This is a genomic window from Ruegeria sp. HKCCD7628 (assembly GCF_057221005.1).
The window spans coordinates 350437-374416 of record NZ_JBWVBA010000003.1 but is presented as its reverse complement, the minus strand read 5'-3'; the positions used below and the strand labels follow the sequence as shown (position 1 = coordinate 374416).

General features: G+C 58.8%; 23 protein-coding genes. 8 read left to right on the top strand and 15 right to left on the bottom strand.

Features of this window, described 5'->3' with window-relative positions:
* Positions 1 to 32 precede the first annotated feature (32 nt).
* Genes AC2TAD_RS10315 through AC2TAD_RS10305 form a run of 3 tightly spaced genes read right to left on the bottom strand, consistent with a single transcriptional unit; the run spans position 33 to position 2922 of the window.
* Positions 33 to 689 (bottom strand): maleate cis-trans isomerase family protein, encoded by a 657-nt coding sequence (locus AC2TAD_RS10315; protein ID WP_480867534.1) that lies wholly within the window; start codon positions 687 to 689, stop codon positions 33 to 35.
* Between the two features lie 47 nt (positions 690 to 736).
* Positions 737 to 1882 carry a M24 family metallopeptidase gene (locus tag AC2TAD_RS10310; RefSeq protein ID WP_480867533.1) on the bottom strand — a complete coding sequence of 382 codons (1146 nt, stop codon included), beginning with the start codon at positions 1880 to 1882 and terminating at the stop codon, positions 737 to 739.
* Positions 1879 to 2922 (bottom strand): pyridoxal-phosphate dependent enzyme, encoded by a 1044-nt coding sequence (locus AC2TAD_RS10305; RefSeq protein WP_480867532.1) that lies wholly within the window; start codon positions 2920 to 2922, stop codon positions 1879 to 1881. Before AC2TAD_RS10305 ends, AC2TAD_RS10310 begins: the two co-directional genes overlap by 4 nt.
* An 84-nt stretch (positions 2923 to 3006) precedes the next feature.
* On the opposite strand from AC2TAD_RS10305, the gene AC2TAD_RS10300 reads away from it, so the two are divergent.
* Together AC2TAD_RS10300 and argE are read left to right on the top strand one after the other, a co-directional pair.
* Positions 3007 to 4191: a M24 family metallopeptidase gene (locus AC2TAD_RS10300; RefSeq protein ID WP_480867530.1), complete on the top strand. Its 1185-nt coding sequence runs from the start codon at positions 3007 to 3009 to the stop codon at positions 4189 to 4191.
* Entirely contained in the window at positions 4188 to 5345 is a 1158-nt protein-coding gene (argE, locus tag AC2TAD_RS10295) for an acetylornithine deacetylase (protein WP_480867528.1), read from the top strand. Before AC2TAD_RS10300 ends, argE begins: the two co-directional genes overlap by 4 nt.
* Here argE and AC2TAD_RS10290 read toward each other — a convergent pair.
* The 6 genes from AC2TAD_RS10290 to AC2TAD_RS10265 are packed head-to-tail and all read right to left on the bottom strand — an operon-like array spanning position 5342 to position 11018.
* The gene (locus AC2TAD_RS10290; RefSeq protein WP_480867526.1) at positions 5342 to 6208 is read right to left on the bottom strand and encodes an urea carboxylase-associated family protein; all 867 of its coding nucleotides are present in this window, start codon (positions 6206 to 6208) and stop codon (positions 5342 to 5344) included. The genes argE and AC2TAD_RS10290 overlap by 4 nt on opposite strands.
* Before the next feature lie 27 nt (positions 6209 to 6235).
* Positions 6236 to 7714 (bottom strand): aldehyde dehydrogenase, encoded by a 1479-nt coding sequence (locus tag AC2TAD_RS10285; protein ID WP_480867524.1) that lies wholly within the window; start codon positions 7712 to 7714, stop codon positions 6236 to 6238.
* 8 nt (positions 7715 to 7722) lie between these two features.
* Positions 7723 to 8757 (bottom strand): LLM class flavin-dependent oxidoreductase, encoded by a 1035-nt coding sequence (locus AC2TAD_RS10280; protein WP_480867522.1) that lies wholly within the window; start codon positions 8755 to 8757, stop codon positions 7723 to 7725.
* On the bottom strand, positions 8757 to 9674 hold the full coding sequence (locus AC2TAD_RS10275) for a flavin reductase family protein (RefSeq protein WP_480867520.1): 918 nt from the start codon (positions 9672 to 9674) through the stop codon (positions 8757 to 8759). Before AC2TAD_RS10275 ends, AC2TAD_RS10280 begins: the two co-directional genes overlap by 1 nt.
* Positions 9671 to 10447 carry an alpha/beta fold hydrolase gene (locus AC2TAD_RS10270; RefSeq protein ID WP_480867518.1) on the bottom strand — a complete coding sequence of 259 codons (777 nt, stop codon included), beginning with the start codon at positions 10445 to 10447 and terminating at the stop codon, positions 9671 to 9673. Before AC2TAD_RS10270 ends, AC2TAD_RS10275 begins: the two co-directional genes overlap by 4 nt.
* Complete coding sequence (locus AC2TAD_RS10265) at positions 10419 to 11018, bottom strand: amino acid synthesis family protein (protein ID WP_480867517.1); 600 nt, start codon at positions 11016 to 11018, stop codon at positions 10419 to 10421. Before AC2TAD_RS10265 ends, AC2TAD_RS10270 begins: the two co-directional genes overlap by 29 nt.
* A gap of 105 nt (positions 11019 to 11123) precedes the next feature.
* On the opposite strand from AC2TAD_RS10265, the gene AC2TAD_RS10260 reads away from it, so the two are divergent.
* The 5 genes from AC2TAD_RS10260 to AC2TAD_RS10240 all read left to right on the top strand — a co-directional run bounded on the left by AC2TAD_RS10260 (position 11124) and on the right by AC2TAD_RS10240 (position 17085).
* The gene (locus tag AC2TAD_RS10260) at positions 11124 to 11963 is read left to right on the top strand and encodes a LysR family transcriptional regulator (protein ID WP_480867515.1); all 840 of its coding nucleotides are present in this window, start codon (positions 11124 to 11126) and stop codon (positions 11961 to 11963) included.
* 77 nt (positions 11964 to 12040) lie between these two features.
* Complete coding sequence (locus tag AC2TAD_RS10255; RefSeq protein WP_480867514.1) at positions 12041 to 13291, top strand: sarcosine oxidase subunit beta family protein; 1251 nt, start codon at positions 12041 to 12043, stop codon at positions 13289 to 13291.
* A 14-nt stretch (positions 13292 to 13305) separates the two neighbouring features.
* On the top strand, positions 13306 to 13593 hold the full coding sequence (locus AC2TAD_RS10250; RefSeq protein ID WP_480867512.1) for a sarcosine oxidase subunit delta: 288 nt from the start codon (positions 13306 to 13308) through the stop codon (positions 13591 to 13593).
* The gene (locus AC2TAD_RS10245) at positions 13590 to 16532 is read left to right on the top strand and encodes a sarcosine oxidase subunit alpha family protein (protein ID WP_480867510.1); all 2943 of its coding nucleotides are present in this window, start codon (positions 13590 to 13592) and stop codon (positions 16530 to 16532) included. The genes AC2TAD_RS10250 and AC2TAD_RS10245 overlap by 4 nt, the downstream gene beginning before the upstream one ends.
* Positions 16525 to 17085 carry a sarcosine oxidase subunit gamma gene (locus AC2TAD_RS10240; protein WP_480867509.1) on the top strand — a complete coding sequence of 187 codons (561 nt, stop codon included), beginning with the start codon at positions 16525 to 16527 and terminating at the stop codon, positions 17083 to 17085. The genes AC2TAD_RS10245 and AC2TAD_RS10240 overlap by 8 nt, the downstream gene beginning before the upstream one ends.
* Here AC2TAD_RS10240 and AC2TAD_RS10235 read toward each other — a convergent pair.
* The 6 genes from AC2TAD_RS10235 to AC2TAD_RS10210 all read right to left on the bottom strand — a co-directional run bounded on the left by AC2TAD_RS10235 (position 17082) and on the right by AC2TAD_RS10210 (position 22435).
* Positions 17082 to 18086, bottom strand: coding sequence for a GlxA family transcriptional regulator (locus AC2TAD_RS10235; protein ID WP_480867507.1), 1005 nt, complete (start codon positions 18084 to 18086; stop codon positions 17082 to 17084). The two genes, AC2TAD_RS10240 and AC2TAD_RS10235, sit on opposite strands and share 4 nt — an antisense overlap.
* Before the next feature lie 68 nt (positions 18087 to 18154).
* A complete protein-coding gene (locus tag AC2TAD_RS10230; protein ID WP_170353040.1) occupies positions 18155 to 18757 on the bottom strand; it encodes a YrbL family protein in 603 nt (200 codons plus the stop codon).
* 170 nt (positions 18758 to 18927) lie between these two features.
* Complete coding sequence (locus AC2TAD_RS10225) at positions 18928 to 20337, bottom strand: hypothetical protein (RefSeq protein WP_480867505.1); 1410 nt, start codon at positions 20335 to 20337, stop codon at positions 18928 to 18930.
* Positions 20337 to 21083, bottom strand: coding sequence for a methyltransferase domain-containing protein (locus tag AC2TAD_RS10220; protein ID WP_480867503.1), 747 nt, complete (start codon positions 21081 to 21083; stop codon positions 20337 to 20339). The genes AC2TAD_RS10225 and AC2TAD_RS10220 overlap by 1 nt, the downstream gene beginning before the upstream one ends.
* A gap of 9 nt (positions 21084 to 21092) precedes the next feature.
* Positions 21093 to 21479 (bottom strand): GtrA family protein, encoded by a 387-nt coding sequence (locus AC2TAD_RS10215; RefSeq protein ID WP_170750884.1) that lies wholly within the window; start codon positions 21477 to 21479, stop codon positions 21093 to 21095.
* Positions 21476 to 22435: a glycosyltransferase family 2 protein gene (locus AC2TAD_RS10210; protein WP_170353032.1), complete on the bottom strand. Its 960-nt coding sequence runs from the start codon at positions 22433 to 22435 to the stop codon at positions 21476 to 21478. The genes AC2TAD_RS10215 and AC2TAD_RS10210 overlap by 4 nt, the downstream gene beginning before the upstream one ends.
* Before the next feature lie 400 nt (positions 22436 to 22835).
* On the opposite strand from AC2TAD_RS10210, the gene AC2TAD_RS10205 reads away from it, so the two are divergent.
* Complete coding sequence (locus AC2TAD_RS10205) at positions 22836 to 23966, top strand: ABC transporter substrate-binding protein (RefSeq protein ID WP_480867501.1); 1131 nt, start codon at positions 22836 to 22838, stop codon at positions 23964 to 23966.
* Positions 23967 to 23980 lie beyond the last annotated feature (14 nt).

Here is a 23980-nt window from a genome sequence, read left to right as displayed (position 1 = left end):
GAATGACAAAGAAAGCGCCACACGCCTGATATTCAGGCGCCATTCAAGCGTCGCATGTGCCACGCAAGGCTTTGATTGCTTGAAAGAACCGGCTTTCCCAACCGACTTTCAATTTCTGGCAAAGCATCAAAAGTCCTTAGATTCGTACAGCTTATAAAAACACCCTCAACTGCCGAATCAGAGCCCAGGTTAAGCGCCGCGTCGACTAGCGATTGGCGGGATATTCGAACAACCTTGGATTCCTCGGACTCACCGAATGAGCCAAAAACGTCCATTGTCACTCCGTTTTTTGCGAAGGCACGACGTAATGGATCGTTCACTTCTTCGATATAGGGCGACAGCAAAGCGAATTTGGAAACACCTTTTTCCGCAGCGCAGGCGGAAGCTGCACGCAGCGGATTCGTGACGGTCGCAACGTTGCAGGTCTTTTGAACCATGCGCTCGATCATAGCTGAACCGATCACGGAGCTGGCCGAGGTGCAGCCATACCCCACAACCTTATAAGGCCGGACTTTGGGCAATAGATCTGAGGCCGCAGGAAGGGCGTTCTCCATCTGGGCCAGCGTGTCCGTTGTCACCTCTGCGCCGCTGGGAATTCTGGAAACGTAAATCGGCGCGCGGCAATTTGCGAAGTAAGCGCTGAATTCCGGTTCAATAGTTTCGTCCGTCTGCAAGACGATCAAGCCCATCGGGTTGAGCTGCGGGTCGTCCTCTTCCAGTTCATAGGGTAAATAGCTCATATCACAGGCAACTCCGGCCCAAGCCGAGGGCTGATGAACCGCGGCGCATCTTCGGTAATCACGATGTTCTCTTCATGAACCAGAATTTTATCGCCAACGGCTATTCCGGGTTCGAGCGTCAAAACCATGCCGGGTTGCAACACAGTATGATCGTCGGGAATCAACGAAGGCCATTCTGTGAGGGACATCCCTAGGCCATGCCCCAGACGCCCAGCCCCCGTATCCGCATTTTGACGTGACAGAACACTATTCATTGCATGATGAAGGTCAGAAGCGGTCGCGCCCGGCTTTGCAATCTCGAATGCTGCATCTGACGCCTCAATCAAGGTTGCATACGCAGAACGCACTGACGTCGAGGCCGGACCAATCGACCAGTTTCGGTCGTAGTCACAAAAATACCCGTCCCACACCAAACCAGTGTCCAACATCAGGACATCTCCGGCCTCCATCGCCGTATCTCGGGCCGGAGAGATTACATCCGTATATCCCCCCTGCTCGGCACCGCCCGCAAGATAGGGCACCCAATCGGCGCCTTCCTCCAGACACAGCATTTGGAACTTTCTAAACACCTCATCAACGGCAATGCCAGATCCTGCGATTTCAGGAACACGCTGAAAAGCCCGCGCGGCAATCGCGCAGGCGGTTTCGATTTTCGCGATCTCTGCCGTTGATTTGATCATCCGAAGGCCGCGCATAAGTTCCGCATCGCCAGCAACCCTCCGCGAGCCCAATAGCGATTGAAGGCGCAACAAATCGGCCATCGGCATACGGACATGGGTTTCGTGCCCATCAGGCAAACCAATAGTGGCATCGGTCGGAGTGACCTCGATCAGGGTTTCCGCCAACAGACTAACGCCGTCATCCAACAAGTCCGGAGAGCTCCAGGTTCGGATATCGTCGATCCAGGTTTGCCCCATCAGTGCAGCACCAATAGAGGGGATAGCGGCAATCGGTTTTCCACTGACCGGAACCACCAGAAACCAAGGTCGGGTCGGGCTTTCCCAAAACCGGGTCAAGTAGCCGGTAAAGTACCGAATCTCGGGTTCAGTTGTCAGCAGCAAGGCAGACAAGTCCGCTTGGGCCATCATCTTTTGCGCACGCTGCAACCGGGCGGTGAACTCAGCAGTGTCGAACCCTCTCATTCCGCAATCTCGGACAGAAAGCACAGAACCTTGGCGTCCGCACCAATTCCTAAACGCTGCAGCACTTGGGCATTCATGGCAGCGGCAATCCCTGCCCCACCGGATGCCGTCGTTGCCACCCCAGCCGCCGCCATCGCAGGCAAATGCTGAACAACCTCGTCATCGGTCAAAGTCAAAAACGCGTCGGCATCTCTGGCCAAGCCGTTCAGAGCGATCAACGAAGGTTCTTTGCAATCCAGACGTCCCATTATGCTGTCAGGGCCATCCGCGAAAACGCAGGCTCCGGCTTCGATACTGGCCTGTAGCGCGGGGGCGGACTCGGGCTCGACCACGATGATTTTGGGCGCGTCACCCCAGACATGGCGCGCATAGGCCGCCACCGCGCCCGCCAGCCCGCCAACCCCGGCCTGCAGCATGATATGGCTGGGCATTTCCGGACATTGACGCACGGCCTCGGCAGCCATCTGCAGATACCCCTCCATAAGCATATGCGGAATTTCGATATATCCGTCCCAAGAACTGTCGGACAGCAGCGTCCACCCGTTATCCTGCGCGGCTTGGCTAGCGGCCTCCATACTGGCGGCATAATCGACGCCTTGGCGCACAACCTGCGCCTTTTGCGCGCGGAGGCGGTCCGCGAAACTCTCCGGTACAGTTTCGGCGATATAGACGACCGCCTGCGCGCCAAATACTCGCGCGCCTGCGGCGACGCTCATGCCATGGTTTCCTGCACTGGCCGTCACATAGGTTCGACTGTTCAATGTATTGCAGTCCGGCGCATCCGTTGCCTCGGCCGCATGTCGCGCGATTACGTAGGCCGCCCCAAGCGCCTTGAAAGACCCAAGATTCATGCGGCCGCGCTCGTCCTTGATCCAAAGATTGGCCACGTCGGCAAGCTCTTTTGCATCGACCAATGGAGTTTCACCCGCAGCGGGGCATTGCGACAGAAGATCGGCTACGCGGGCTGCATCAATGGACGGGTACGGAGCAGAAGCGGCAAGTTTCCGGCCTCCGCGATGTGGATTGAGTGTGATCTTCAATGGGGCGTCTTTCCTGAGTTGCCCATTGACGTGACTGCATTCGTCCAGTTCTGTCAACATAACTCGAACACGACTGGAGCTGCTATGCCTCATGCCAATCCGGCCTTTTCACGCGCCGAATATGATCGCCGGCTTGCCAAGACGCGTTCCGCAATGGCAGCCGCTGGTTTAAATGCCCTGTTTGTGCAGGACCCATCGAATATGGCGTGGCTGACCGGTTATGAGGGCTGGTCCTTCTACGTGCATCAGGGCGTCGTCGTTCTACACGATACCGATCCAATCTGGTGGGGCCGCAATCAGGACGCCAACGGCGCGCGGCGCACGGTCTGGATGAGCGATGACCGCATTCACAGCTATGCGGATGGCTATGTTCAATCAACAGAGCGGCACCCGATGCAAGACCTCGCTCAGTTGCTGGTTGAGAGTGGCCTTGGGCAGGCGCGTATCGGGGTTGAGTTGGACAATTACTATTACTCGGCCAAGGCGCATCTGACATTGGCCGCCGAATTGCCTCAGGCCACGTTGGTCGATGGCAACGCTTTGGTGAACTGGCAGCGTGCCGTGAAATCCGGTGAAGAGATCGCCTTGATGCGCAAAGCTGCGCGGATTTCGGAACATGTGATTGATGGCGTGATTGAACGGATCGAACCCGGCTTGCGCAAGAACGAACTGGTGGCGCAGATTTATCACGATGCGATCTCGGGCGTGGGTGAGGATTGGGGAGACTATGCCGCCATCGTGCCCCTGCTGCCTTCGGGGCCTGATGCCGCCGCCCCGCATCTGACATGGGACGGCGCGCCATTCAAAACCGGGGAATGCACCTTCTTCGAACTCTCGGGCTGCTATCGCCGCTATCACGCACCTTTCTGCCGGTCGGTCTTTCTGGGTCAGCCGCCCGACCACCTGCTAAGGGCCGAAGCCGCACTGGTCGAAGGGCTTGAGGCCGGGCTGGACGCCGCCCGTGCGGGCAATCAGGCGCGCGACATCGCGCTGGCGCTGGCCGCTCCGCTGGAACGCGCCGGAATCGAGCGCGGTGCGCGCTGCGGCTATCCGGTGGGCCTCAGCTATCCGCCGGACTGGGGTGAGCGGACAATCTCGCTGCGCCCCGAGGATGAGACGGTGCTGGAACCCGGCATGACGTTCCACTTTATGCCGGGCCTGTGGATAGACGACTGGGGCCTTGAAATCACCGAGACCATCCTGATCACCGATTCCGGCCCTGCAGAATGCCTATGCAACCGGCCCCGCAAACTGTTCGTGAAACCATGACCCTGACCAGAACCACCAAAATCCTCGCCGATCTAATCGCCTTTGAAACGGTATCCGCTGACAGCAACCTTGAGATCATCCGATACCTGACCAACCAACTTCAGGCCTTGGGTGCGCGCTGTATCGAGACACGCGATGAGACAGGCAAGAAGGCCAATGTCTTTGCCACACTCGGCCCGGACATGCCCGGCGGCATCCTGCTGTCCGGCCATACAGATGTCGTGCCCGTGGCCGATCAGGACTGGACCACGGACCCGTTCGAAATGGTTGAGCGTGATGGCCGCCTGTATGGGCGCGGCACCTGCGATATGAAGGGGTTTATTGCGGCGTCTCTGGCCTTTGCCGAAGCGTTAGACGTCGAAAAACTGACCCAACCGCTGCATTTCGCCTTTACCTATGATGAGGAAACCGGCTGTCTGGGCGCGCAGAATTTGGTCAATGACCTGTCCGAACGTGGCATCGTGCCCGACATCGCAATCATCGGCGAACCGACCGAGATGCGGGTGATCGAAGGCCATAAGGGTTGCTTTGAATACACCACGCGGTTTACCGGGCTGGAGGGTCACAGCTCGGCCCCCGATGACGGCGTGAACGCTGCCGAATACGCCGCACGCTATGTCGGAAAGCTGTTGGAATTACGCCATGTTCTGAAATCCCGCGCCCCTGCGGGCAGCTTGTTTGAACCCCCATGGACCACGATCAATGTCGGGTTCTTCAACGGCGGCGTGGCCCATAACGTGATCGCCAGCAAAGCCGAGATCGGTTGGGAAATGCGCCCGGTGCAGGCCAGTGACGCCGACCTCGTCAACCAGACGCTCAGCGATTACGTGACCCACACCCTGCTCCCCGAGATGAAGGCCGTCCACCCCGAGGCCAGCATCACCCAAGACGTGGTGGCCGAGGTGCAAGGGCTCGAGCCGATGGAGGACAACGCCGCCCGCAAACTGGTGGCCGAGCTGACCGGCGCCAATGGCACCGGCACGGTCGCCTTCGCCACCGAGGCCGGTCTGTTCCAGCAGCTTGGCGTCCACGCTATCGTCTGCGGCCCGGGCTCGATCACACAGGCGCACAAGGCCGACGAATATGTCGAGATCGAGCAGCTGGACCTGTGTTGCCGGATGCTCGACCGATTGGGCCGCCGCCTGATCGCCTAGCCCGTGCCGTGGGTCCGGTCATAGGCGGATCGCGGCGGCTGAACATGGGCCGCGCGGGCATCCACGCCGGGGTCATAGACCTCCATCAACAAAGGGTAACAGGCGGCGACGTCCGAGGAATGCTCGGAGGAACAATCGCCGCCGGGACAGGCCGAAAGGCCCACGATCAGGTCAATCTCGGCGTAGAATTCAAGGTTGTCGCCCGGGCGCACCGGGCTGGCCTTCATAAAGTACTGACCGGTATCGCGGGTAAAGCCCGTGCACATAAAGACGTTCAGTACGTCATGCACATGCATCTCGGCCTCGTGCAGCGGCAGATCGCAATGATCGGCCAAAGCGCGGGTCAGGTTGGAATGGCAGCAATAGTGATAGTCGTCCCCCGACAGCAGCCGCCCCGTATAGGGATCACAGCGCGTCCCGATCACATCATGGACCGAGCCGCCATAGGCATCGAACCCGTACCAATCCAGCGTGTCCCCCACGATGGTTGCCATCTGGCGCATGTTGGGAAAGCTGGACCACATGCGGTCGCCGGTCGAAAGGTGCGTACCGTGCAACGCGCGGGTTTTGCCGGAATAGAACCGCTCGGTCAGGTCATGCTTGTTCCACATGTTCAGATCGCCGACCTGCGGGCCATCCACCGACACCACGCGCACAAAGGCCCCGGCGGGCACCTCGATACAGGCCGCATCGCGCGGGGCCGCCGTGGCCTCAGCCGTTTTAACCGCGCTTTGCCGCAGGGTGTTCAGCCCGGCGATATCGGGTTGGGGCAGCGTATCCGGCGGATAGCAGACGAGCGGAGGAATGTCCTTACGCGCCCCCGCATCTGCGGGGGCTGGGAAGTGAGGTGTCTTCAGTTTCATGCGCGCTCTCCCTGTGTTTCCACAGGTTTAGCGCATCACAAACGGGTTCGCCATCGGCTCTTGCGCAGTGCTGATCCACGTGGTTTTCGTGCGGGTGTAATCCAGAATGGCCTCAACCCCGGCCTCGCGTCCATAGCCGGATTGGTTGAACCCGCCAAACGGCGCAATCGGGGAAATCGCACGATAGGTATTCACCCAGCAAATCCCCGCGCGGATGCGTTTCGACACCCGATGCGCCCGCGCAAGATTCTGCGTGAAGACGCCGGACCCCAGACCATAAGGCGTGGAATTGGCAAGCGCGATGGCCTCTTCTTCGGTCTCGAACGGCAGCAGAGACATGACCGGCCCGAACATCTCCACCTTCAGCGTCTCGGTCTCAGGCACTGCGCATTCGACCAGCGTGGGCGTCATGTAATTGCCCGGACGATCTGCGGGCGCGCCGCCAAAGCGAATCCTCGCCCCCTGCCCTTGGGCTGTGGCCAGTGTCGCCTCAATCTTTCTGACCTGCGCGGCGGTGCATAGCGGGCCGACATGGGTGTCGGGCTGCAGCGGATCGCCCAGCCGAATGGCGCTGGCCTTTTGTGAAATCTTTTCGATCAGCGGCTCAAGGATCGAACGATGCACCAACCCCCGTGTTCCCGCCACGCAACTTTGACCCGAGGCCCCGAAATTCCCGGCGATCAGCCCGTTTGCGGCCCCGTCCAGATCGGAGTCGTCAAACACAAGGATTGGAGATTTGCCGCCCAGTTCCAGCGAGGTCACCGCGAAATTTTCGGCCGAGTTGCGCACCACGTGGCGTGCAGTCTCGGGCCCTCCGGTAAAGGCAATGCGGTCCACATCCGCGTGGCGAGTCAGCGGGATGGCGCAGTTCTGGGCATCACCGGTGATGACCGAAACAACGCCGGGCGGGAACCCGGCCAATTCGATCAGCCGCGCGAAATCCAACATCGGCGCGGGAGCGATTTCCGAAGCTTTCAGCACAACCGAGCACCCCGCCGCAAGCGCCGGGCCCAGCTTGGTGGCTGTCAGAAACATCTGCGCATTCCACGGTACGATGGCGGCGACAACACCGATTGGTTCGCGCGTGGTGAACACATGCATGTCGGGCTTATCGATGGGCAAGACAGTGCCTTCGACCTTGTCCGCAAGCCCCGCGAAATAGCGATAATAGTCAGCCACATAGCCCGTCTGCATCGCCGTTTCCGCCAGCAGCTTGCCGCTGTCGGTGGTCTCCAGCTCTCCCAACTTCTGTGCGTGCTCCGCCACTAGATCAGCCAGCCGGTAGAGTAACTTACCGCGCGCTGTCGCCGTCATGTCGCGCCATGCGGGGTCGTCCAGCACGCGCTTGGCTGCGGCCACAGCGCGGTTCACGTCATCGGGCGCGGCGCAGGCGAACGTGGCCCAGCCCTGCCCGGTGGCCGGGTTTTCCGAGGTCATGACCTGCGCATCCGCACCCTCGGACCATGCGCCGTCAATGAAAAGCTGAAAATGTGGAAGGTTTCCCATGGTGTTCCTCACTGAAAGGCTGGCATGACTTCGTCGATGAACCGCGCCAACGAGGCGCGCTTGCGGTCATGGGTCATGCCGCTGTCAACCCAGAACGAGAACTCATCATATCCCAAATCCTCGTACCGTTTGATCCGGTCAATCACCTGCTGCGTTGTGCCAACGGTCAGATCCTGGCCCAGTTTCTCGGTCGTATACATCAGGTTGGCGTCCATCTCCTGATCCGAGATCGGTTGGATCAACCCTTGCTGGACGGGCCGCTTGTTCAGGAACCATGCGCCGAAGTAATTGTAATAACGGCGCAATTCCTGCACACCCTGCGCCACGTCATCTTCATCCGCACCTACATAGGTGTGATGCAACAGCATGATCTTGGGGCGTGGGCCGGAATAGCTTTCGCAGGCGGCATTGAAACGGCCCATCAGCGTTTCGATCTCTTCCATGCCCTGCCACAGCGGTGTGACCTGAATGTTGAACCCGTTGTGAACACCGAATTCGTGGCTGTTGGGATCGCGCGCGGCGATCCAGATAGGGGGGCCATTTTCCTGATACGGTTTCGGGGCCGAGGTGGCCGCCGGGAACGAATAGAACTCGCCCTCATGCGCGCAATCCCCGCGCCAGATTTGCGGCACCAGAGGGGTGCATTCGCGCATGCGCTGCCCGGCCTCCCACGCGTCCATGCCGGGCATCAGTCGCTCGTATTCATAGGAATAGGCCCCGCGCGCGATCCCCAGCTCGATCCGGCCCTTGGTCATCTGATCCGCAGCCGCGGCCTCACCGGCCAGCTTGATCGGATGCCAGAAGGGCGCGATCACCGTACCAGTGCCCAAGCGCACATTCTTGGTGTGATGCGCCAGATCGACCAGAGACAGGAACGGATTCGGCGCGATGGTAAATTCCATCCCGTGATGTTCACCAGTCCAGACCGCGCGCATGCCGCCATCATCGGCCATTTTCACGAGGCTCACGAACTCATCATGCAACACGTTATGGGGCTGATCGGGTGTCAGACGTTCCATATGGGCAAAGAGAGAAAACTCCATTAACCGGCTCCTTTGTCGAAACTGTGCAGCTCACCCCGGTCGGCATCGCCAAGGTAGAGCGAAAAATCCCCTTCGCGCGCTTCCAGCGCAAAGCGTCTTATCATTTTGCCCACCGATGGGGTGGCGTATGTCAGGTTGGGCAGGTGTTCGATGGCGATCCACTCGGTCCCTTCGGGGATCGCTGCCCCGGCGAATGACGCCAGAAAGAACGTGTAATGCAGCTTGGTCGTCGCATCGTTGAACGAGGAATAGACTTGCTCTAGCCGCGCCTTGATCCCCCGGTCCGCCAGACCCTGCGCCAACCGCAGACGCTGCCCGCCGGGCTCGGCACCGGCGATGTGGAAGGGGCTGTGCGTGGTCCCCCGCCGCTCCATCAGAACCGCGTCGTCGGCCCGGATGATCGCGCCGCAGATGGTGGGCTGATCGCTGTCCATCTCCTGTTCCAGCCCAAGGCTGAAATACGAGCCGCCCACATAACCGAGCCCCCGCCCCCCGGCATGCGAGAAATCCGTGACCTGCCCGATCAGCACCGTATGGTCACCCGCCGGGATCGTCTGATGAGTCGAGCAACAGAACTGCGCCAACGCACCGTCGATCAGCGGCAGATCATGGGCCCCTGTGCTGTGGGCCACTTTGGCGAAACGGTCGCCCTTATAGCTTGCGAACGTGTTCGAGGCGTCCTGCTGCCCCTCGGCCAGAATGTTGACGGCAAAGTGGCTACAGCCCGCAAACACCTCATAACTCGACAGGAATTTTCCCGGACAGACCAGCAACAAAGGCGGATCCAGCGAGACGGACGAGAACGAATTGGCCGTGAACCCGACTGGGTTGCCTGATGCATCGCGTGTCGTCACCACGGTCACACCGGTCATGAAACTGCCGAAAGCGTCGCGCAGCGCGCGGGGATCAAGCGTCATGAATGGCACTCCTTAACAAACGACAACAGAGTAGCGTTGACCTGTTGGGAATGTGTCATCGGCATCATGTGAGCCGCGTTCGGGATAATCTCGGCCCGCCCGTTCGGGGCAAGCGCGGCCATGTCTCGCGACATGCGCGGGGTCGAGTTTGGCTCATCCTCGCCCGTCAGAAACAGGGCCGGACAGGTGATCGCGGCAAGTTGCTCAGCAGTCGGTCCGTCGCTTTCGGCGAAGACGGTATAGGCGGCCTTGTAGGCGCGTGGCCCGACCTGTTGCAGCCAGCTATCGCAGGCGTCCCGCTCGGGGGATGCCCTGTCATCGAACCAGCGCTGCAACGTGGTCGAGGGGTCATTGGCCCGCTCGGCATCCAGCGCCTGCGCCCGCGCCAGAACCGCCGTGCGGGCTTCATCCGAGCGCTGGAAAATCGCGTTCAGCGCGGCCACGCCTTTGACGTTTCCGCCCTCTGCCGCAACCCGGGTTGCGATCAGTGCGCCCATCGAATGCCCGATCAAAACGGCCGGTTGGTCAATCAGCGCCGCCACGGGTGCGGCATAGCTCTCTAGTCCCTCGACCGGGTTAAACGCTGAGTCCCCGTGCCCCGGCATGTCCGGGCACAGCACCCGGAACCCAGCCGCGACCAGAGCATCAATCTGCGCGCCCCACGCCTCGGCCCGCAGGCCAACACCGTGCAGCAAGACGACCAGCGGCCCCTCACCCGCGTCAATCGCGGCGAGGCCGCCGATCTCAGACCGAGGCCGGGTTGTCCACGTCATGTCCCAGATCCTTCAGGTCTTGGTAGCGGTCTCCGATGCGATGATGTGGCCGCCCCGTCGTCGCCCCGCCCAGCACCACCACGACCTCATCTGCGCGAGGCGCATCAGGGATGGAGAATTGCAGCGTCAAGTAATGCGACCGGCGGCCCGCATCGTTCTTGTCCATCATCGGCACCATGATTGGCGTATTCGCAGGGCCGCGCGTGTTGGTGAAGGACAGGTAGGATTTGGCCCCCACCGCCTGCCGGTAGAAATTGCCGAAATGCAGCGTGTGGATCAGGCCCGAGGCATGTTCAACCTCACCATCCAAACCCACCACGGCCGCCTTGCCATAGGCTTCGATCGCCTCACCGCTACCGGCCAGCGCCACCATCCGCTCGGTCATCATCTCGCCTAGCACCGGACCATAGGCCAGAATTTCGGGGCGCAGGTCTTCGACATACCGTCCGGCCCAAGGGTTCTTGATCACAGCGGCTACGGCGAACATCCGCCACGGGCGGTCCGCCGGGCGGAAACCTTCGATCAGAACCTCTTCGTCATACGTCACAATTTTGCGGATTTCTGGCTGCACGGTGTCCTCCTGCGTGTTGCGCGGAATATCCACGGCAGAGTCATGTTTTGACAAATGAAAGAAGTTCAGCCTTAGGTATTAACATCACTACTAGGTAGGTTACCGATGGCCAAAACTCTGCCCCCGCTGACATGGTTCAGATCCTTCGAGGCCGCCGCCCGACGGCTAAGCTCCACCGCCGCTGCCGATGAGATCGGGTTGACCCAATCCGCCGTCAGCCAGCAGATCCGAGCGCTGGAAACGCGGCTGGGCGTTGTATTGTTCCACCGCCACGCGCGCGGTTTGTCTCTGACGGACGAAGGGCGCAAATTGCTGCCGCAGGTCGAGGCCGCGCTTGAGATGCTGGAAACCGCTGCCTCTCCCTATCTGACCGAGGAGAAGGCACGCCACATCACAGTTGCTGCCTCGATCAGTATCATCGAATGGGTGATCGCCCCCGCCCTGCCCGCGTTTCAGGCGCAACACCCCGAGACATCGGTTCGCTTTGTCAGCACGATCTGGCCCGACGAATACGCCGCTGCGCGTGCTGATGTGGAAATCCGCTTTGGGTCGGCGAAACAGGTGGGCAAGGACGCGGTGGCCCTACAACCTAATCGGCTTGTGCCGGTGAAATCCCCGGCGCTTGCGGGCGAGGCCCTGCCGCTGATCGAATCCGTGGGCACCTCGGACAGCTGGGTCACTTGGGCCGAGACAACAGGCCAAACCATGGGCACCCCGACTTATTTCGTGGATTCCTATGGTCTGGCGCTGCAGATGGCGGCGTCCGGCAACGGGGTCGCTTTGGTCAACCAACTGATCGCCGCCCACGCGCTGGGTTCTGGTCAAGTGGTGCGGGCCTCGGACCATACTGCCCCCGCGACCGAGGGGTATTTTCTGGCCGTCCAACGCCGGTCAGCCGAGATAGACGCCTTCACCGCGTGGTTTTACGACTTGCTAAGGGTCTGATTCAGACATGTCTATGTCGCATCCGAGGATATCAAACCGCGCCAAAATAGTGAATTCTGGCGAAAAAGGTCCGATTCATGCGATATTCCGGCTTTCGAGTCATCAAAGAGGCACTGACCGGCCACAAAGGCTGGAAACCGGTCTGGCGCGAGCCTGAGCCCAAATCCCATTACGACGTCATCATTATTGGCGGCGGCGGTCACGGGCTAGCCACGGCTCACTATCTGTCCAAAGTCTACGGTCAGCGCAATGTAGCCGTGGTCGAGAAAGGCTGGATTGGGGGCGGCAATGTGGGGCGGAACACGACCATTGTGCGCTCGAACTATATGCTGGACGGGAATGAGCCGTTCTACGAGTTTTCGCTGAAATTGTGGGAGGGGCTGGAGCAGGACGTCAACTATAACGCCATGATGAGCCAGCGCGGGATCATCAACCTGTTCCATACCGACGGCCAGCGCGATTCGTATATCAGACGCGGCAATGCGATGATCCTGAACGGTGCGGATGCGGAACTGCTGGACGCCGATCAGGTCCGGGCCGAGCATCCCTATCTGAATTTTGACGACGCCCGGTTTCCGATCAAAGGCGGTCTGGTCCAGCGTCGCGCGGGCACGGCACGCCACGACGCGGTGGCCTGGGGCTATGCGCGGTCGGCGGATTTGCATGGTGTCGACATTATCCAGAATTGCGAGGTAACGGGCCTGCGGATTGAAAACGGCACCTGCTTGGGCGTCGAAACCTCAAAAGGCTTTATCGGAGCCAGCAAAGTGGGCTGTGCGGTCGCTGGAAACTCGGGCCGCGTGATGGGCATGGCCGGGATGCGGCTGCCCATTGAAAGCCATGTGTTGCAGGCGTTTGTGTCGGAGGGGCTGAAGCCCGTTCTGCCCAGCGTCATCACCTTTGGTGCGGGCCATTTCTATGTCAGCCAATCCGACAAGGGCGGGCTTGTCTTTGGCGGCGATATCGACGGCTATAACACCTATGCCCAACGCGGCAACCTGCCCGTGGTCGAGGATGTGTGCGAGGGCGGCATGGCCCTGATGCCCATGATCGGCCGCGCGCGGCTGCTGCGGATGTGGGGCGGTGTAATGGACATGTCGATGGACGGCTCACCCATCATAGACCGCACACCGGTTCAAGGACTCTATTTCAACGGCGGCTGGTGCTACGGCGGGTTCAAGGCCACGCCTGCCTCGGGCTATTGCTTTGCGCATTTGCTGGCAAAAGATGAACCACACCCCGTTGCCACCGCCTATCGTCTGGACCGGTTCCGTACTGGCCGGATGATCGACGAAAAAGGCGCGGGCAACCAGCCCAACCTGCACTAGAGGGGACCACGGATATGATCATCAACCACCCTCTGCTTGGGCCTCGCGATGCCTCAGAGTTCACCTATCTGGGCGATGCATCCCTGATCGACCGGCCCGACGGGATGGCCGAGAATGCCGCCGATGCGCTCTATGACTATGCCTATCTGCGCGACAATCCCGCCGGTGAACACCGCGAGCTGTGGTATCACGAAGCCGGGGACCGGTCTTGGCTAGTTGTCACCCGCAACACTCTGACCCACGAGATTTCCAAGGTTGAACTGGCCCGCGATGTGGCCCGCGCGCGGGGGCGTTCGAAATGACACAAGTGAACCGGCTGACCGGCGGGCAGATCGACCGCGATACGACCCTGAACTTCTACTTCGACGGGCGCAGCTATACGGCGCATCCCGGCGATACTCTGGCTTCTGCGCTGCTGGCCAATAATGTGCGACTGATCGGGCGGTCGTTCAAATACCACCGCCCACGCGGGCTGCTGACGGCGGGATCCGAGGAACCCAACGGCATGGTGGAACTGCGCGCAGGTGCCCGCAAGGAACCCAACACCCGCGCCACGACGATCGAGATGTTTGACGGGTTGATCGCAAACTCGCAAAACCGCTGGCCAAGTCTTCGGTTCGACGCGTTGGCCGTGAATGACATGTTTTCTAACTTCCTGTCGGCGGGGTTCTACTACAAAACCTTTATGTGGCCCGCCACGTTTTGGGAGAAGCTGTACGAACCGATCATCCGCCGCGCTGCTGGCCTTGGCTCACTGTCGATGCAGGCCGACCCGGATGAATACGACAAAGGGTTTCGTCACTGCGATCTGCTGATCATCGGTGCCGGGCCTGCGGGTCTGATGGCAGCGCTGACCGCCGGGCGTGCGGGCGCAGATGTCATACTGGCAGACGAGGATTTCACGCTGGGCGGACGTCTGAACAGCGAGACCTTCTCGGTCGGCGACCACAGCGCGCCCGATTGGGCAGCACAGGCTGTGGCCGAACTGTCGGCAATGCCGAACGTCCGGCTGATGCCGCGCACCACGGTGATCGGAGCTTTCGACCACGGCATATACGGGGCCGTCGAACGCACCGGAGATCACCTGCCTTCGCTGCCCACCGGCAAACCGCGCCAGATCCTGTGGCGGATCTATAGCCAAAAGGCGCTGCTCTGTGCCGGGGCGACCGAGCGGCCGATTGCGTTTGAAAACAATGACCGACCAGGCATCATGACAGCCAGCGCGCTGCGGACTTATGTCAATCGCTTTGCGGTGACAGCTTCGCCTCGGGTTGCGATCTTTACCAACAATGATGACGGCCACCGCACGGCCTCGGACCTTCACGCCAAAGGCGTCAAGATCGCCGCCGTGGTCGATGTGCGCGAAGATGCCCCCCTCAGCTATGACTATGAGGTGCTGAAAGGCGCGCAGGTCGTGAACACCAAAGGCCGTCTGGGCTTGAGCTTTGTCGAGGTCGCCTTGCCCGATGGTTCGACCCGGACACTGGATTGTGGCGCGCTGGGCGTGTCGGGCGGCTGGAACGCGAATGTTCATCTGACTTGCCACCAACGCGGACGCCCTGTTTGGAACGAAGCCCTTGCTGCTTTCGTTCCGGGAGAAAACCTACCGGTTGGCATGTCCGTCGCGGGTTCTGCCAATGGCGTCATGTCAACCCATGGCGCACTGCGCTCGGGAGCCGAAGCGGCCGCTGCCGTGCTGGACCTGACCACCCTGCCCGACCTGCCAGAAGCCGAGGACGCGCCCATTGCGCTAAAGCCGTTCTGGTATGTGCAGGGCTGCAAACGCGCCTGGGTCGATCAACAGAACGACGTGACTGTCAAGGATGTGAAGCTCAGCTATCAGGAAGGCTTCCGCTCGGTCGAGCATCTGAAACGCTATACCACGCTGGGCATGGCAACTGATCAGGGTAAGACTTCCAACATCACGGGTCTTGCGATCATGGCCGAGGTTGCGGGCAAGTCGATCCCCGAAACCGGCACCACCATTTTCCGCCCGCCCTACACACCCGTTCCCATCGGCGCGTTTGCCGGTCGGATGACGGGCAAAGAGTTTCACCCGACCCGCCTGACCCCGTCACACCATTGGGCCAAGGAACGTGGCGCAGTGTTTGTCGAGGCCGGGAACTGGCTGCGCGCGCAGTGGTTCCCCCTGCCCGGTGAGACGCATTGGCGCGAGTCCGTCGACCGCGAGGTACGCCAGACCCGAGCCTCGGTCGGAGTGTGCGATTGCACCACGCTGGGCAAGATCGACGTGCAGGGCACGGATGCCGCCGCGTTCCTCAACCGCGTCTACGCCAACGGCTTTGCCAAGCTTGCGGTGGGCAAAACCCGCTATGGGCTGATGCTGCGCGAGGATGGCATGGTCATGGATGACGGCACCGCCGCGCGGCTGGCCGAGGATCATTTCGTCGTCACCACCACAACCGCAAATGCTGTAAGTGTCTATCGTCACATGGAATTTGTGCGCCATTGCCTGTTCCCAGATATGGATGTGCAGCTTATCTCGACCACCGATGGCTGGGCGCAATACGCGGTGGCAGGGCCAAATTCCCGCAAGCTTCTGCAAAAGATCGTGGACCCCGAATTTGATATTTCGAACCAGGCGTTTCCCTTCATGGCCTGCGGCAAGATCTCCGTCTGTGGTGGATTACGGGCGCGGCTGTTCCGTATCTCGTTCTCGGGCGAATTGGCGTTCGAGATTGCCGTCCCGTCGCGCTATGGAGACGCGCTGATGCGGCGGTTGATGACCGAGGGCGCAGAGTTTGACGTCACCCCTTATGGCACCGAAGCGCTGAGCGTGATGCGCATCGAAAAGGGCCACCCGGTCGGCAATGAGTTGAACGGCACCACCACGGCGCTGAATCTTGGTCTGGGCAAGATGGTATCAAAGAAGAAAGACAGCATTGGTTCAGTTCTATGCGAACGCGAGGCCCTGACCGCGCACGATGTGCTGAAACTGGTCGGGCTGAAACCGGTCAACCCCGAGGAAAATATCACCGCTGGCGGCCACTTGATGAACACGGATGGCCCGGTCGATGCGGCGCATGATCAGGGTTATGTGACCTCGGCGGCCTATTCGCCCAATCTGAACAGCAATATCGGGCTGGGCCTGCTGAAACGCGGTGATGCGCGGATGGGTGAGAAGATGCGCCTTGTTTCGCCACTGACCGCCCTGACGGTCGAGGTCGAAATTGTCTCGGCCCATTTCATTGACCCCGAAGGAGAACGTCTGCGTGCATGATCTTGTAGCAATAACCGCCCTCGGCGGGGCCGCGCCGCGCGTCGACACGGTCGGGCCGGTAACATTCACCGAGGTGCCCGACGTGGCGCTGACCTCGGTCGCGGCCCGGTTGGGACAGGAAGCCAAGGCACGTGAGGCACTGGCCAACGTGATCGGCGCGCCTGCACCCGACATCCAGCGCATAGCAGGTGGCGAAAAAACCGCCTTTTGGTCCGGCCTCGATCAATGGATGATTGAGGCCCCCTATGAAGGACACCAAGACCTTGCGGATCGGATCAAGGCAGCGGTAGGGAATACGGCGTCCGTCACCGAACAGACCGACGCCTGGGTACGCTTCGACCTGCGCGGTGATGGCATTCCGTCAGTGTTGGAATTGCTAAGCCAACTGGACCTGCGCCGCCTACCCCCCGGCACCGCAGCACGCTGTTCGATCCACCATGTCGGGTGTTACCTTTTGTGCCGCGATGCAGATCATTACAGCATATACGGTCCACGATCCTCGGCCGGGTCGCTACATCACGCTGTGCTGACCTCGATGCGATCAGTCTACTAAACTGATGGAAGTGGTGCGTTGCCCTGGACCCGGAACCGGTTGATCCGGCGGCGATCCTCGGCCGGGCTGAGTCCGAATGCAGCCCGGTAATGTGTCACCAAAGGCGCGGCGGAACTATAGCCGACCGATGCAGCGATCTCGGGGATCGGATCCGCTGTATACATCACCATCTGCCGCGCGGCCTTCATACGCATGGCCCTGTAGTAGTGACTGGGGCTTTTGCCGGTTGCCCGTTTGAAGGCACGTTCAATTTGGCGCGGAGTGACGCCTATTTCCCGTGCGACGTCGGCGATCGAGACTGGTTCGCTCATATCCTGCCCAAACAGCGCCACGCAACGCGCGACAAGCGGCGGAAGACTGTCGCCCGTTTCGGGTTGTGTGGCACTGGGCACCTGTTGGCGCACCCCAGCTCCACGCATCATGGGGTGCTGAAACCAACACGCAACCTCATGCGCTATTTCCGCTCCAAGACGATCCTGAATCAGATGCAATGCCAGATCAAACCCTGCTGCGGCCCCGGCGGCAGTGTAGCGCGTTGCGGTTCTGACGATGACTTCACTCCGGGCATCAAAATCGGGAAATTCGGCCTCGAACGCCGCTTCATAGCACCAATGAACCGAGACCGGTTGCCCTTGCATTGTGCCCGAGCGAACAAGCGGGAACACACCACCGCTGATCCCACCCAGAATTGTACCGTGTCGCCCAAGGCTGCGCAGAGCGGCATTTCCCGCGCTGGCGTTTTCAAACCTCGAGGTCGGGCTACTAAGAAGGAACAGAATGTCGACTTCACCGTGATCCAGCAAGCCACGCATTGCGTCAAATCCCACCTCGGCGCTAGAACGTACCTTTTGTCCGCGCTCGGACAGTAACGTCCAACAAAAGGTCTCCTGCCCTGCGATCTCGTTGGCGGCACGCAAAGGTTCGATAACCGAAGTCAGGCAAGCCATCGGAAAGCCATCAAACAGCAGAAAACCAATCTCGATTCTGTCATCTCTGCACATTGGATTATCCTGGCCGAAAGTCCGCATCCGTGAACATATTCTTCACGAACGGAAATAACCCTGACGAATTACGGGCGCAGCATGCCAAGCATCCTCTCACGTCGACGTTGTATCGACTTGCGAAAAGCTAAATCACTGACCAGAGCCAGCGGAAGCAGAACCCTCTCACCGACGCCGTCGATGACAGTCAACTTTCCGCCACGCTCTTGAGCGCGCACTACGTTTTCATGGCTCATGTCTCCGACGATGATCCGTCCACGTTCCAGATCGTCCATTAGCTCGGCGAAATCATCGTGCAAACGCTTCAGACCAACGGGATCGTCTTTGACCAACAGCCACTCACTGTAAACCGTCGGCGCCAACCCGCCATCGGGACCTGTCAGTTTTTCTACGGCCATGGCTGGCCCTAATGAGGTTGGTGCATAACCCATAAACAGCGCAAGGCGCTCAATTTCTGGACACCCCCTGTGCAGCGCGGCGAGGTATTCGTTAGCCTCGCGGTTCCATTGGCGTAAATTGCCGTATCGTCTTTCGGCATAGCGCTGGACAGCGTGATTTCTGACAGGAATGTCCGCTCTGACCTTTAGCAGCGCGTCTTCGTGATCCGGGTGCTCGAAAATCAGGTAGTTGCGACTTTCTCGCAAAGGCTTACGCCCACTGAGATCAATCATTTAGTGTTGCCCTATGATAGAAGACGACGGTCGCGTCATTCGGAATAAAGTGTCAAACCGGAATTGGCTTAATAAAACCTTCTTAGAATTGTTACAAATGACTTTTGCCCAAACCAAATGAAAAACGCCCCGTCGGGAAATACGGGGCGTAGTTAGTTCATACCGTCCTGTTACGGCCCGACCGGAGGCGAAGGCAACAGAAGAAAGCTTACCTCGCCCCGGCTTTCAACTACCGGAACATGTGTCCAATCCCTAGGGTCGAAAAGAGGCGTTTCCTTTTCGCAATCTTCAGGTTGCTTATGACAGATGAAAACCTCGGCCCCGGTTAGATAAGCCAAGCGCAGTTGCAGCCCACGCGAAAACTGGATTCCAGCCGAACGCGCGCCGTTCAACCCAAGAAATTCACCATAAATGTGGATCGCGCTTGTGCCTTCAGGAATGGACGCCGCCAAATCGCGGGTGGTTTTTTGCCATTCCGGAATTTGAAGGTAAGTCGCGCGTCCAAATAGGATCAACTTGATCAACAGCACATACATTATTGTAATCCGCGCGACACTCGCCCACCTGCCTGGTGTTTTGGCCATGTGCAAGGTTGCTGTGGTAAAGGTAAATCCGATGAGGATCCAAATCCAGCCATAGGCGCGCACAGGCACTAACACGCCGGACATCAGTGACTTGGCGAACAAAGGTGCAAGACCGGCCAGCGCTGCTGCCAAAACGGCTATGGCAGTGAACCGTTGCCAACGAAACAAGCAAACCCATGCCCCAACAAAAAACAGCAACAGCACAGTTCCGGTTCCTGCAGTCCCACCCCCGAATTGGCGGACGGTCATCATTAGAAACCTTTTTAGCTTGCCCAGATTTACTATCAGGTCATCCAGCGTTTTGGCTTCTGTCGGGGCCCGCCACTCAGCTATGGGGATACCGAAAACCCCGTGGTAGAGATAATTGAGCGAGTAAACCGACACGACCGCCAGGACGAGACTGACAAAGAAGACAAGCAGTGTAGTGACCATGCTTTTGTAAGTCTGTGGTGCTTTGTGCGACAATAACAGCAGCGTCAGCAACAGAAACGGATAGGTCGTATAGGCCATGAAGGACAGCGGCACTGCGATCAACATCAAGGCCAGCGCGATCCGATGAGGCAAAAACACGACCGCAAGCGCAAAAAGCGCAATAACCCATGCCCCAGGCAACAACGTGTTGAACCAAAGGCTGATCAAAAATGTCGGGATCGATAGCACCACGAACAAGGTAAAGTAGCCGCGGTACCAACCCGGAGCATCCCGACCAAAAACGATCAAGGCTGTCGATGCCGCAAAAACGGCACTGGCGATCAGGTAGAGTGCAAAACTGACGGGTGCAGGCCAAAAATACGGGCGAAACTGCCACCAGTAATTCAACCAGCGCCCTTCATCCAGCGCTTTTATATACGCCATTTCTTTGGTTCCCAGCAAAGCCGGGAAGTCATCATGCCGCACCAGCGGATCGAACAGTAAAGGCGCGTAAACCAGAACAAGCGCTGCCAGTCCCAGCAACGAAAACCGGATGACATCGCGCCCCAAAGACTGTGTACTCATTATTTACTCCGGTGAGCGCGGGCGATGACCGAGGCGCGAGCCTGCGCGATCGAGGTAACGGTTTTTTGCGGCAATTGGCGAACGATCATCTTGCGCAGGTTCCATCCGAAGCTGCCAACCTCTTTCAGAGCACCTGCCGCGACTTTAGTGTTCAAAACCTCTGTCGGCAGAGTTTCGGCTCCTGCCTCACTGGCATAAAGAACGCTGTTGTAGCGATACCAAGGCTCAATCGAGCTGTCATTGAACAGAACGGGGCGCAAGCAGTCATAGGCAGTGTAACCACGCTCGGCAAACAGGCCCTGCCAGAATGCCAAAGGCTGCTCGTTGACGTGGAACTCTCCTCCCTGCCCGGGAACTGCCGCCGAAAAAAGTACGAGATCGCTGTGGGTTGTCAGGCTTTGCACAAGGCTGGCGGACGCCGCATTAGGAAGGTGCTCTCCGACTTCAAGCGATTGCGCCAAACCAAACTTTCGCCCCAGATCAACGGGCTTGCTCAGATCTTCAGCATAAAAAGACTCGGGCGCGATAGCCAACCGATCCCGGTCAACGTAGTCACCATCGACCCCGGCAACATCCGGGCAACCGGCAGCTGCCCATTCGGACAACCATACACCTCGTCCACATCCGAAATCCACGACGCTTTCTGGTTTAACCCAAGCGTGCAGGCACTTAATCAACCGAACAGCCGACTGCCTTGCGCCGCGGTCGATATAGTCGAAGAACTCGTTGGAATAGATATGTGACATCTCAACTCTCTAAATTGAATTCTCTTCGCGATAGACCCACAGCCGCAGGATCACGAAATTGATGACAGGTAGAACGACGACCACCACCCCAGCCGTTGCAAGCTCGGACATGTTCAGTCTGGGGCCGAGAACCGAAGTCAGAACCGAAGACACGATCAATCCGATGCCGATCATGCACATAAATCGGCCAAACTGAGCCGGAACGGCCAGCTTCTTTTCAAAGGTCCAACTGGTTTGGCCGACATACTGGATAAGGATGGCCGACCCAAACGCCAGAAAGTTGGCAACCCAAGACGATCCGAACAACCTGAGCAACCCCAGATACGCCAGGATATAGTAGACGGCCACACCTACTCCCACGACCGCAAAGCGGACTATCCGGCGGCGTTCGCTCATGCTTGTTTGCTCATTGTTTCCGGCGTGTTCTCAACCACGCCGCCGACTTGTTCATCGATGAAAAACAAGGGGCGCCCTTTGGCTTCGATGTAGAGCCGCCCGAGGTATTCGCCCATAATTCCCAATGTCAGCAACTGGATACCCGAGAAAAAGCTGATCACCAAAACCGTTGAGGCCCAACCAGCAACCGTGTTGTATAGGATCAGCGACCAGAATACATAAACAAGCATCAGCGCCGCAACGATCAGGGTTAAGAACGCAAGGCGCGTGGCAATCTGCAACGGTTTGATCGAAAAACTGGACAACGCATCAAAGGCCAAGCGGATCATCTTGGACATTGGGTACTTGGTTTCACCAGCAACGCGCGGATCCCGCACGTATTCGATACCAATCTGCCGGAACCCAGCCCAGGCGAACATCCCGCGGATGAAACGTGCACGTTCAGGCATATCCAGCACCGCGTTCAACACCCGGCGGCTGACCAATCGGAAGTCACCTGTGTCATTCGGGATCGGGACATCCGACAACCGGTTGAGAATGCGATAGAACCCATGAGCGGTCAGCTTTTTGAACCAGCTTTCTCCTTTGCGCTCGCTGCGGCGGCCGTACACCACATCGTATCCGCGATCCATCATCGCCATCATGTCAGACAACAACTCGGGCGGGTCTTGCAGGTCAGCATCCAACATAAAGATGCGCTCACCCGTTGCGGCCATCAACCCGGCTGTCAAAGCCACCTGATGCCCCCTGTTGGTGGACAGTTTAAGACCACGCACTCGCGGATGCTTCTGGCTTTGCAAACAAATCCCATCCCAGGTGTCGTCGGTCGAACCATCGTCGACCAACAGGATCTCGGTGTCGTCAGACCATGCGTCTGTTGCTGCGATCAAGCGCTCTACCAGAGCTGGTAATGAGTCCTCTTCGTTCATACATGGAACGACTACAGACAGTAACATTTAACCTCCGAACGCGATCTGTCCTGCTCGATTTTGTGGCGAATATTTCGCTTCTGTTGGAACACGTCGCTTTGGTTTAGCTTCTTCGTATTGGGTCGGAACCCTTGATATCTTAACACCCGGTCGCCGCTAATCGGTAAGTTCCAGTTTTCAGACCGTAGTTACCAATGCGACACATTCAATCACCCGTTCAGACGGGCTGCACGCAAAATATTCGCGCCGTTCTTGCCTGTACGATGTGGCAGCAATGAGCCCATCTTAAGACAAAGCGTTGTCTGATGATCCAAAACCGCAACTTGATTGCAGGTCTGAACAGTTTTTCCAACGAAATTCAAACCTTCGGCTGGTCATGACCCGCGTTTTTAGTATCAACTGTGGCTAACCAACGAGGGAGAGAAAAATGAAAAAGCTATTGCTGGCTGCATCAACTGCATCGCTGCTAGCCACATCAGCATTCGCTGAGGTCAAGGTCGGGATGATCACTACCCTTTCGGGCGGCGGCGCCGGCCTGGGTCTTGACGTGCGCGACGGGTTCCTTTTGGCGATTGAACAGTCAGGACGTGACGACATCGAAGTCGTGATCGAGGACGACCAGCGCAAGCCCGACATTGCGGTGCAACTGTCAGACAAGATGATTCAATCGGAACGCGTCGACGTCATGACAGGCATTATTTGGTCGAACCTTGCCATGGCCGTCGTTCCAGCAGCGGTGAACCAGAATGTGTTCTATTTATCCCCCAACGCAGGCCCTTCGGCCTTGGCGGGAAAAGGATGCCATCAGAATTATTTCAACGTGGCATGGCAGAATGACAACCTGCACGAAGCGGCTGGAGCATACGCAAATGATGCTGGCTACAAGAAATCTTTCATTCTGGCTCCGAATTACCCGGCGGGTACGGATGCACTGACCGGGTACAAACGTTTCTTCGATGGCGACCTGGCCGGAGAGATTTACACCCAGCTTGGTCAAACGGACTATGCCGCCGAGCTCGCCCAAATCCGCGCGAGTGACGCCGACAGTGTCTTTTTCTTTCTGCCCGGCGGGATGGGGATTTCCTTTCTCAAGCAATATACCGACAGCGGAATCGATCTGCCTGTCGTCGGCCCGGCCTTTAGCTTTGATCAGGGTATCTTGCAGGCAGTGGGTGACGCAGCCTTGGGTGTTGTGAACACCTCGCAATGGAACAAGGATATCGACAATCCGACCAACAAGGCTTTTGTCGATAGCTTCAAGGCCGAATACGGCCGCCTGCCGTCGCTTTATGCCAGCCAGGGCTTCGACACCGCTAACCTGCTTTTATCCGCATTGGAAAAAGCCGATCCGTCGGACGCAAATGCTTTCCGCGAAGCCCTGCGAGCCGCTGAGTTCGACAGTACGCGCGGGGAGTTTGCATTCGGCCCGAACCACCACCCGGTACAAACGATCTATGCGCGTGAAGTGATCAAGGAAGGTGATGTTTTTACCAACAAGATCATCGGCACCGCGCTTGAAGCTCATTCGGATGCCTACGCCGCTGAGTGCAAAATGTAAGAAACGACTGCTGC

Bases quoted from the DNA above. Each gene is read 5' to 3' on its own strand.
- AC2TAD_RS10315 (WP_480867534.1), bottom strand. From the start codon at position 689: ATGGGCTTGATCGTCTTGCAGACGGACGAAACTATTGAACCGGAATTC.
- AC2TAD_RS10310 (WP_480867533.1), bottom strand. From the start codon at position 1,882: ATGAGAGGGTTCGACACTGCTGAGTTCACCGCCCGGTTGCAGCGTGCG.
- AC2TAD_RS10300 (WP_480867530.1), top strand. From the start codon at position 3,007: ATGCCTCATGCCAATCCGGCCTTTTCACGCGCCGAATATGATCGCCGG.
- argE (WP_480867528.1), top strand. From the start codon at position 4,188: ATGACCCTGACCAGAACCACCAAAATCCTCGCCGATCTAATCGCCTTT.
- AC2TAD_RS10290 (WP_480867526.1), bottom strand. From the start codon at position 6,208: ATGAAACTGAAGACACCTCACTTCCCAGCCCCCGCAGATGCGGGGGCG.
- AC2TAD_RS10285 (WP_480867524.1), bottom strand. From the start codon at position 7,714: ATGGGAAACCTTCCACATTTTCAGCTTTTCATTGACGGCGCATGGTCC.
- AC2TAD_RS10280 (WP_480867522.1), bottom strand. From the start codon at position 8,757: ATGGAGTTTTCTCTCTTTGCCCATATGGAACGTCTGACACCCGATCAG.
- AC2TAD_RS10275 (WP_480867520.1), bottom strand. From the start codon at position 9,674: ATGACGCTTGATCCCCGCGCGCTGCGCGACGCTTTCGGCAGTTTCATG.
- AC2TAD_RS10270 (WP_480867518.1), bottom strand. From the start codon at position 10,447: ATGACGTGGACAACCCGGCCTCGGTCTGAGATCGGCGGCCTCGCCGCG.
- AC2TAD_RS10260 (WP_480867515.1), top strand. From the start codon at position 11,124: ATGGCCAAAACTCTGCCCCCGCTGACATGGTTCAGATCCTTCGAGGCC.
- AC2TAD_RS10255 (WP_480867514.1), top strand. From the start codon at position 12,041: ATGCGATATTCCGGCTTTCGAGTCATCAAAGAGGCACTGACCGGCCAC.
- AC2TAD_RS10250 (WP_480867512.1), top strand. From the start codon at position 13,306: ATGATCATCAACCACCCTCTGCTTGGGCCTCGCGATGCCTCAGAGTTC.
- AC2TAD_RS10245 (WP_480867510.1), top strand. From the start codon at position 13,590: ATGACACAAGTGAACCGGCTGACCGGCGGGCAGATCGACCGCGATACG.
- AC2TAD_RS10235 (WP_480867507.1), bottom strand. From the start codon at position 18,086: ATGTGCAGAGATGACAGAATCGAGATTGGTTTTCTGCTGTTTGATGGC.
- AC2TAD_RS10230 (WP_170353040.1), bottom strand. From the start codon at position 18,757: ATGATTGATCTCAGTGGGCGTAAGCCTTTGCGAGAAAGTCGCAACTAC.
- AC2TAD_RS10225 (WP_480867505.1), bottom strand. From the start codon at position 20,337: ATGAGTACACAGTCTTTGGGGCGCGATGTCATCCGGTTTTCGTTGCTG.
- AC2TAD_RS10220 (WP_480867503.1), bottom strand. From the start codon at position 21,083: ATGTCACATATCTATTCCAACGAGTTCTTCGACTATATCGACCGCGGC.
- AC2TAD_RS10215 (WP_170750884.1), bottom strand. From the start codon at position 21,479: ATGAGCGAACGCCGCCGGATAGTCCGCTTTGCGGTCGTGGGAGTAGGT.
- AC2TAD_RS10210 (WP_170353032.1), bottom strand. From the start codon at position 22,435: ATGTTACTGTCTGTAGTCGTTCCATGTATGAACGAAGAGGACTCATTA.
- AC2TAD_RS10205 (WP_480867501.1), top strand. From the start codon at position 22,836: ATGAAAAAGCTATTGCTGGCTGCATCAACTGCATCGCTGCTAGCCACA.